This window comes from Streptomyces niveiscabiei (assembly GCF_001419795.1).
Classification (GTDB): domain Bacteria; phylum Actinomycetota; class Actinomycetes; order Streptomycetales; family Streptomycetaceae; genus Streptomyces; species Streptomyces niveiscabiei.
This window is the reverse complement of record NZ_LIRL01001081.1, coordinates 1-7,427: the sequence shown is the minus strand read 5'-3', so window position 1 is coordinate 7,427 and position 7,427 is coordinate 1. Positions and strand designations below refer to the sequence as shown.

Annotated in this window: 5 protein-coding genes and 1 pseudogene; 3 read left to right on the top strand and 3 right to left on the bottom strand. The window is 73.5% G+C overall.

The features are described from left to right. The 3 genes from AOK24_RS40120 to AOK24_RS40110 form a co-directional block, all read right to left on the bottom strand. On the bottom strand, positions 1-950 hold a 950-nt coding region (locus tag AOK24_RS40120), incomplete at its 3' end, for an ABC transporter substrate-binding protein (protein ID WP_055724842.1). 107 nt (positions 951-1,057) lie between these two features. Further along, positions 1,058-2,104 (bottom strand): FecCD family ABC transporter permease, encoded by a 1,047-nt coding sequence (locus AOK24_RS40115; protein ID WP_055724841.1) that lies wholly within the window; start codon positions 2,102-2,104, stop codon positions 1,058-1,060. Continuing rightward, positions 2,101-3,201: an iron chelate uptake ABC transporter family permease subunit gene (locus tag AOK24_RS40110; RefSeq protein ID WP_055724840.1), complete on the bottom strand. Its 1,101-nt coding sequence runs from the start codon at positions 3,199-3,201 to the stop codon at positions 2,101-2,103. The genes AOK24_RS40115 and AOK24_RS40110 overlap by 4 nt, the downstream gene beginning before the upstream one ends. A gap of 581 nt (positions 3,202-3,782) precedes the next feature. On the opposite strand from AOK24_RS40110, the pseudogene AOK24_RS40105 reads away from it, so the two are divergent. The 3 genes and pseudogenes from AOK24_RS40105 to AOK24_RS40095 all read left to right on the top strand — a co-directional run. After that, positions 3,783-4,139, top strand: a pseudogene (locus AOK24_RS40105) (PadR family transcriptional regulator); the annotation flags it as partial. Positions 4,140-4,272: 133 nt separating this feature from the next. Next, positions 4,273-4,962 carry an ABC transporter ATP-binding protein gene (locus AOK24_RS40100; protein ID WP_055724839.1) on the top strand — a complete coding sequence of 230 codons (690 nt, stop codon included), beginning with the start codon at positions 4,273-4,275 and terminating at the stop codon, positions 4,960-4,962. Further along, positions 4,959-7,334: an ABC transporter permease gene (locus AOK24_RS40095; RefSeq protein ID WP_055724838.1), complete on the top strand. Its 2,376-nt coding sequence runs from the start codon at positions 4,959-4,961 to the stop codon at positions 7,332-7,334. Before AOK24_RS40100 ends, AOK24_RS40095 begins: the two co-directional genes overlap by 4 nt. Positions 7,335-7,427: the final 93 nt, after the last annotated feature.

Below are 7,427 nucleotides of genomic sequence, written 5' to 3'. Positions count from 1 at the left end.
GGGGTGTAGACGCCGGTCGACTTGACCTTCGTGTACGCCGGGTTCTTCTCGACGGAGCTCCTCACCTGCGGCGAGGTGAAGCCGATCACCGTGAAGTCGGACGCGAGGCGGCCCGCCTGTTCGGGGCTGAGCAGGCCGGGCTGGGTCTTGGTGGCGGTCCCCTCGGTCCCCTTGAGCGCCGGGGTGACCTGGAGGCCGAGGGATTCGAGGAACTTGACGGCGAAGTCGTCCGGGGAGGCGATCGTGGCGATCTGGGTCGCCGAGTAGGCGAAGGACGCCGAGAACGTCTTGCCCTTGAGCGCGGGATAGGTGTCCGCGGTCTTGCGGATCAGCGCCTCGGTGTCGGCGACCGCCTTCGTGGCCGCCGCCTCCTTGCCGAGGGCCTTGCCGATCTGCGTCTGACGGCCCTGCCAGGAGTCGTCGGCGGCCGAGCTGGCCGGGCCGAGCGTGGGCGCTATCTGGTTCAGCCGGGCGTAGTTCTTGCTGATGCCGTAGTCGCCGGTGGCGAGGATCAGGTCGGGTTTGAGTGCCGCGATCTGCTCGAAGGACACGTCGGGCGACGTGTTGACGAGGGTGGTGTCCGCACCGAGCTTCCCGGTGAGCCAGGGGCTGATCCCCTTCTCGCCGAAGGGGTCCTTGGCCGCCCCGACCGGGGTGACGCCGACCGCGAGCGCCGCGTCGAGGTCCATCGCGCTGAGGGCGACGACTCTGGTGGGGGCCGCCTTCAGCGACAGGCTGCCCTCGGAGTGCTTGACCTGCACCGGGAACGCCCCGCCCGCCTGGGTGCTCGGGGTGCTCCGGTCGTCGCCGCCGTCGCCGTCGTCGGACGAGCCGCAGGCGGCGAGGGTCACGGACAGCGCGGCGACGGCGAGCAGGGCACCGCCCCGGTGCCGTACCGAGCCGGTGCGGGCCGCGCCGGATGCGGGCCGTGTCGTGCGGGCTGTCCCCATGGTTGTTTCCCTCTCCCTGTCCGGTCGTCCGGACGCCGACGCGCGGCTGCCTGTCCCGGACGCGCACCGCACTTTAAGACAGCTCGTCATTAATAGGCAAGGCTTACCTAATGCTTCTTCCGCCTCGTCAGCAGCCAGGCCAGGTACGCCCCGCCCGCCAGCCCGGTGGCCAGCCCCGCCGGGACCTCCGCCGACGGCACCGCCCACTGGGCCGCGACGTCCGCGCCCGTCAGCAGCACCGCCCCGGTCAGCGCCGAGGCGCCGAGCCCCGGGCCCGGGGTGCGGGTGAGCAGCCGGGCCACCTGCGGGGCGGCCAGCGCGACGAACGTGATCGGTCCGGCCGCCGCGGTCGCCACACCGATCAGCGCGACGCCGACCACCAGGGCGAGCAGCCGGGTCCGGGCCGGTGAGCCGCCGAGCGCCTGCGCCGTGTCGTCGCCGAGGCCCAGCACCTCCAGCGAGCGGCTCAGGGCCAGCGCGGCGGGCAGCAGGGCCGCGAGGACGGCCGCGACCGGGACGACGTTCTCCCAGCCCCGGCCGTTCAGCGTGCCGGTGAGCCACAGCTGCGCGGTCTCGGCGTCCTGGAGCCTGGCCCGGCTCAGCAGCCAGGCGTTGAAGGAGTACGCCATGGCGGAGACGCCGATGCCGACCACGATCAGGCGGTGTCCGCCGAGGCCGTCGTGCCGGCAGATCAGGTACACGGCGGTCGCGGTGAGCGCGCCGCCCGCGAACGCGGCCAGCGAGGTCTCCAGCGGGCCGCCGCGCCACCACAGCAGCGACAGCAGGGCGCCGGTCGCGGCCCCGTTGCCGAAGCCGACGATGTCGGGGCTGCCGAGCGGATTGCGGGTGACGGTCTGGAAGAGCGCCCCGGAGACCCCGAGGGCGGCGCCGACGAGCAGCCCGGTCACTCCGCGCGGCACGCGCAGTTCGAGGACGATGAAACGGCTCCCGGAGTCACCGCCGCCGGTCAGGACGCGCACCACCTCCGCGAGGGACACCGGATAGTCGCCGGTGGCGCAGCCGGCCGCGAAGGCCAGCGCCGCCAGGAGCAGCAGCCACAGGCACACCGCGAGCCCCCGGGGCCGTACCCGCAGCGAGACCTGTCCGGCGCGCAGGACGCGGACCCCGCGTACGGACATCTGCGTGCCGCTCATGACCGCCTCCCCCGGCCCCGGCGGGTCAGGACGACGAGCGCGGGAGCGCCGAGGAACGCGGTGACGATCCCCACCTCCAGTTCGCCGGGGCTCGCGACCACCCGGCCGAGCACGTCCGCCGCGAGCAGGAGCAGCGCGCCGAGCCCGGCGGAGTAGAAGAGGATCCACCGGTGGTCGGGGCCGCTGATCACACGGGCCAGGTGCGGTACGGCCAGGCCGACGAAGCCGATGGGTCCCACGGCCGCGGTGACCGCGCCGCACAGCAGGGTGACGGCGACGACGCCGAGCGTGCGGGTGAGGCCGACGCGGGCGCCGAGCGCGGTGGCGCCGTCGTCGCCGATGGCCAGCGCGTCCAGGGGCCGGGCCACGGCGGCGGCGATCAGCGCGCCCGCCACGAGGAACGGCGTCACCTGGTACAGGACGGACGCCTCACGGCCGGCGACGGAGCCGATCGTCCAGAACCGGAAGGCGTCGAACACGGCGGGCCTGGCCAGCAGCACCGCGGAGGTCAGCGCGGTGAGCGCGGCGGCGATGGCGGTGCCGGCGAGCACCAGCCGGGTGGGGGTGGCGCCGCCCGGCCCGACGGCGCCGAGCACGTGCACCAGGGCGGCGACCACGGCGGCGCCGGCCAGCGCGAACCACACGTACCCGGTGAAGGTCCGCAGCCCGGCGAAGCCGATGGCCAGCACGACGGCCGCCGAGGCTCCCGCGTTGACGCCGAGGATGCCCGGGTCGGCGAGCGGGTTGCGGGTCAGGGTCTGCATCAGGGCGCCGGCGACGCCCAGGGCGGCTCCGGCGACGAGGCCGAGCCCGGTGCGCGGCAGGCGCAGGGCGCGGACGAGTTGTTCGTCGGTGGTGCCGTGCGGGTCGAGGACCGCGTCGAAGACGGTGCCGAGCGGGATCGGCTTGGCGCCGACCGCGACGGAGACCATCGCCAGGAGCACGATGAGCGCCAGGACGGCCGGCACCCCGAGGAGCCGTGCCCGGCGGCGGGCCGCGGCCGTGCGGGGCGGGTCCTGACGGGCCGCCGGGGGCGGGTCGCCCGGGTCGGCGGGGTCGGCCGCCCGCTGCCGGTGTCGTGCTCCGACGGTCTCCATACCGCTCCCCTCACCACTGCCAGGCCATCGACTAAGGTATGGCTCACTTGTAAATGACACCATGTCATCAGCCCTGCGGGCCCCGGCGCCGGGGCCCGGGAACGGAGCGCGCCACCGTGTCCCTGCCTCCCCCGTACGACCTGAAGCTCGTCGTCGCGCCCGAGGTCCGCGACGGCCTCGGCCTGCACCACGTACGGGTGTGGAGCGTGCGCTCGGCCGGACCGCTGGCGGCGCCGGTGCTCGGGGCGCGGGACGCGGCGGCGCTGCTGGAGAGCCTCCCGCGCGAGGACTCCCTGACCGGCTACCGGTCGCTGCTCACGGCGCTCGGCCACCCCGGTACGACCCCGGCGGGCGAGCGGCTGCGCGAGCTGATCGCCGGCCGGCCCTGGCAGGGGCACGGCGGTCTCGTCGACGCGGTGACCCTCGCGTCGGTGGCGGCGGGCGGCGGGGTCGGACTGCACGATCCGGGGACCCTGCCCGCGGGGGCGGCGTTCGTCGTCCGCAGGTCCCCCGGCGGGGAGCGGATCGTCCCCGCCTTCTCGACGCGCTCGCGCCCCGTCCCCGCGGGCGACCTGACCTACGGCATCGAGGCCGGCGACGGCCCCGAGCGGAAGCGGTACGCGATCACCGGCGCCGGCGTCACGGACGTCGAGCGGTGGCTGGCGACGCCGGAGAAGCCGGAGCCGTACCTCCAGTCGACGCTGTACACGAAGGTCGTCCTCGCGCTGCTGACCAACCGCGACGCGGCCGACATCCTCGACACGCAGCGCTCGGAGCACCTGCGCAGCATGCGCATCCTGACCGACCGCAAGCGCAAGGGCGACCTCGCGGACCAACTCGTCTGCGACCACGCCCTGTTCCACCTGGAAGCGGACCTGCGCTGGCTCGAACTCACCGCCGCGAGGCTGGAGAAACTCCGCGAGGCAGTGACCCGATGACCCCGACCACCCGGCCGATCCCGACCACCCGGCCGATCCCGACCACCCGGCCGACCTCGACCGTTCGACCCACCTCGACCGTTCGGCCGACCCCGACCCTTCATCCGACCCCGATACCAAGGACGGTGGCCCCGTGACCGCTCCCGCCGGTTCTCTCCTCGCCGCTGAGGACCTCCGCAAGGCGTACGGCCCCACCATGGCGCTGGACGGCGCCGAGTTCTCCATCCACCCCGGTGAGGTCGTCGCCGTGATGGGCCCCTCGGGGTCGGGGAAGTCGACGCTGCTGCACTGCCTCGCGGGGATCGTGACGCCCGACTCGGGGTCGATCATGTACGACGGCCAGGAGATGGCGACGATGAACGACGCCCGCAGAAGCGCGCTGCGCCGCTCGGAGTTCGGGTTCGTGTTCCAGTTCGGCCAGCTCGTACCGGAGTTGACGTGCGTGGAGAACGTCGCCCTGCCGCTGCGGCTGAACGGCACGTCCCGCCGGGCCGCCGAGAAGACGGCACTGGGCTGGATGGAGCGCCTTGAGGTGGACGACCTGTCCCGCAAGCGCCCCGGTGAGATCTCCGGCGGCCAGGGCCAACGCGTCGCGGTGGCAAGGTCGTTGGTGACGAGCCCGCGGGTCCTGTTCGCGGACGAGCCGACCGGCGCGCTGGACTCCCTGAACGGTGAGCGCGTGATGGAGCTGCTGACGGAGGCGGCCCGCACGACGGGCGCCGCGGTCGTCCTGGTCACCCACGAGGCACGGGTCGCCGCCTACTCGGACCGCGAGATCGTCGTCCGGGACGGCCGGTCGAGGGACATGGAGCGCGTCGTATGAACAAGGCGAGATCATGGTCCCGGGACCTCGCCATGGGGATGCGGTTCGCGTTCGCCGGGGGCCGCGAGGGCTGGTCGAGGGCGCTGCTGACGGCCGCGGGCGTGGGCCTGGGCGTGGCGCTGCTGCTGCTCGCGGCGGCGGTCCCGCACGCGCTGAGCGCACGGGAAGCGCGGGACGACGCCCGCTCGGACTGGACGTACAACTCCGAGACCGAGCCGAAGAAGGGCGACAACACGGTCCTGGTGATCCGCGCCGACACGACGTTCCGCGAGAAGTCGGTGCGCGGACGCCTGGTCGAGCCGGAGGGCCCGCGCGCCCCGCTGCCGCCCGGCGTGAAGGAGTACCCGAAGGCCGGCGCGATGGTCGTCTCGCCGAAGCTGAAGGAACTTCTGGACTCCGGCTCCGGCAAGCTGCTGCGCGAGCGGCTGCCGTACGAGATCGCGGGGACGATCGGCGACCAAGGCATCGTCGGTTCCCAGGAGTTGTCGTACTACCTGACCCTGCCGGGGCTCGACAAGCGGGATCAGGAGAGGCAGGTCCTGCGGCTGGACAAGTGGGGCAAGGCCGACCAGCCGTCGTCGCCCGACGCACCCGACCCGATCCTCGTCCTGCTCACGGTCATCGTGATCGTCGTCCTGCTCGTGCCCGTCGGCGTGTTCGTCTCGGCGGCCGTCCGCATCGGCGGCGAGCGGCGCGACAAACGGCTCGCGGCGCTGCGGCTCGTCGGCTCGGACGGGCTGATGACGCGGCGGATCGCGGCCGGCGAGGCGCTCGCGGGGGCGCTCCTCGGGCTCGTGATCGGCGCCGTGCTCTTCCTGATAGGCCGTCAACTCGCGGGCCAGGTCGAGCTGATGGAGATCAGCGTGCAGTCCCGCGACCTGGCGCCCTCGCTGCTGCTGACCCTGCTCGTGGTCGTCGCGGTCCCCGCGGCGGCCGTCGGGGTCACCCTGTTCACACTGCGCGGCGTCGTCATCGAACCGCTCGGCGTGGTGCGTACGGCGCGCCCCTCGCGGCGCCGCCTGTGGTGGCGGCTGCTGCTGCCGATCGCCGGGGCCGGGCTGCTCTTCCCGATGATCGGCCAGGGCCGCAGCGGCGGCACCTTCAACGAGTACCTCGTCGTCACCGGCGTGCTCCTGCTGCTGGTCGGCGTGACCGCGCTGCTGCCGTGGCTGGTCGAGACGGCCGTCGCCCGGCTCGGCTCGGGCGGGGTGGCCTGGCAACTGGCCGTACGGCGGCTCCAGTTGAGCAGCGGTATGGCCGCGAGGATGGTCAACGGGGTGGCCGTAGCGGTGGCCGGGGCGATCGCGCTCCAGATGCTGTTCACCGGGGTGAGCGGCGACTACACCGAGGACACCGGGCAGGACCCGACCCGCGCGGCGATGCAGGTGTCGGCGCAGTTCGATCAACTCGTCGGCTACGAGGCCGCGTTCGACCGGACGAAGGGCGTGAAGCAGGCCGCCGGGTTCGCCACGACCTACGTCGGCGACCGGGCGTACTTCAACTCCGAGAACGGGGGCGGCCGTTACGTCCGGGTGACGCTCGGGAACTGCGCGAGCCTGCGGGAGGTCGCCCAACTGCCCTCCTGCACCGACGGGGACGTCTTCCGGGTCGCCAGGGAGGACGGCACCTACGAGAGCTCCGACGACGAGGTGGGCACCAAGGACCAGGGCCTCCTCAAGGCCGGCCGGCCCGTCTACTTCAGCGCGGACGACGAGGGCAGGAAGCAGGCGGCGTGGACCGTACCGGCGGTCCTGAAGCCCGCGCAGCCCATCGACGACCCGACCGGCGACCGGCACTACGGGGTGCTGATCACGCCGAAGGCCATGCCGAAGGAGATGGCGAAGACCGCCTGGGGCAGCGTCTACATCACCCTCGACGACTCCGTCCCGGACGCGGCCGACCTGGTCCGCAACACGGCGGCGCGCCTCGACCCGGCGTCCGACCCGATGATGTGGCGCAGCAGCAAGGTGTCCGAGGAGTACGACAAGATCCGTACGGGGCTCCTGGTCGGCGCGACCTGCGTCCTCGGCCTGATCGGCGCGAGCCTGCTGGTCTCGCAGCTCGAACAGCTGCGTGAGCGGCGGAAGTTGCTCTCCGCGCTGGTGGCCTTCGGCACCCGGCGCCGGACCCTCTCGCTGTCCGTCCTGTGGCAGACGGCGGTCCCGATCGCCCTCGGCCTGGTCCTCGCCGCCGGCATCGGCATCGCGCTCGGCGCGATCCTGCTCGGCATGACCGGCGAACGCATCCACATCGACTGGGCTGGCGTCTTCACGATGACCGGGATCGCGGCGGGGGTCGTCCTGGTGGTGACGCTGCTCAGCCTGCCGCCGCTGCTGAGGCTGCTGCGGCCGGACGGACTGCGCACGGAGTAGCAACTCCGGTTCGCCGTGGGCACCTTGGGCGGGCCACGGGGGACCGGTACGGGGCGGCGTGGGGAAACAGGGGCCGCCCTCGGGCGAGCGGGC

What these genes read in the sequence shown, in the direction of transcription:
- AOK24_RS40110 (WP_055724840.1), bottom strand. Translation starts at nt 3,201, where the DNA reads ATGGAGACCGTCGGAGCACGACACCGGCAGCGGGCGGCCGACCCCGCC.
- AOK24_RS40095 (WP_055724838.1), top strand. Translation starts at nt 4,959, where the DNA reads ATGAACAAGGCGAGATCATGGTCCCGGGACCTCGCCATGGGGATGCGG.
- AOK24_RS40115 (WP_055724841.1), bottom strand. Translation starts at nt 2,104, where the DNA reads ATGAGCGGCACGCAGATGTCCGTACGCGGGGTCCGCGTCCTGCGCGCC.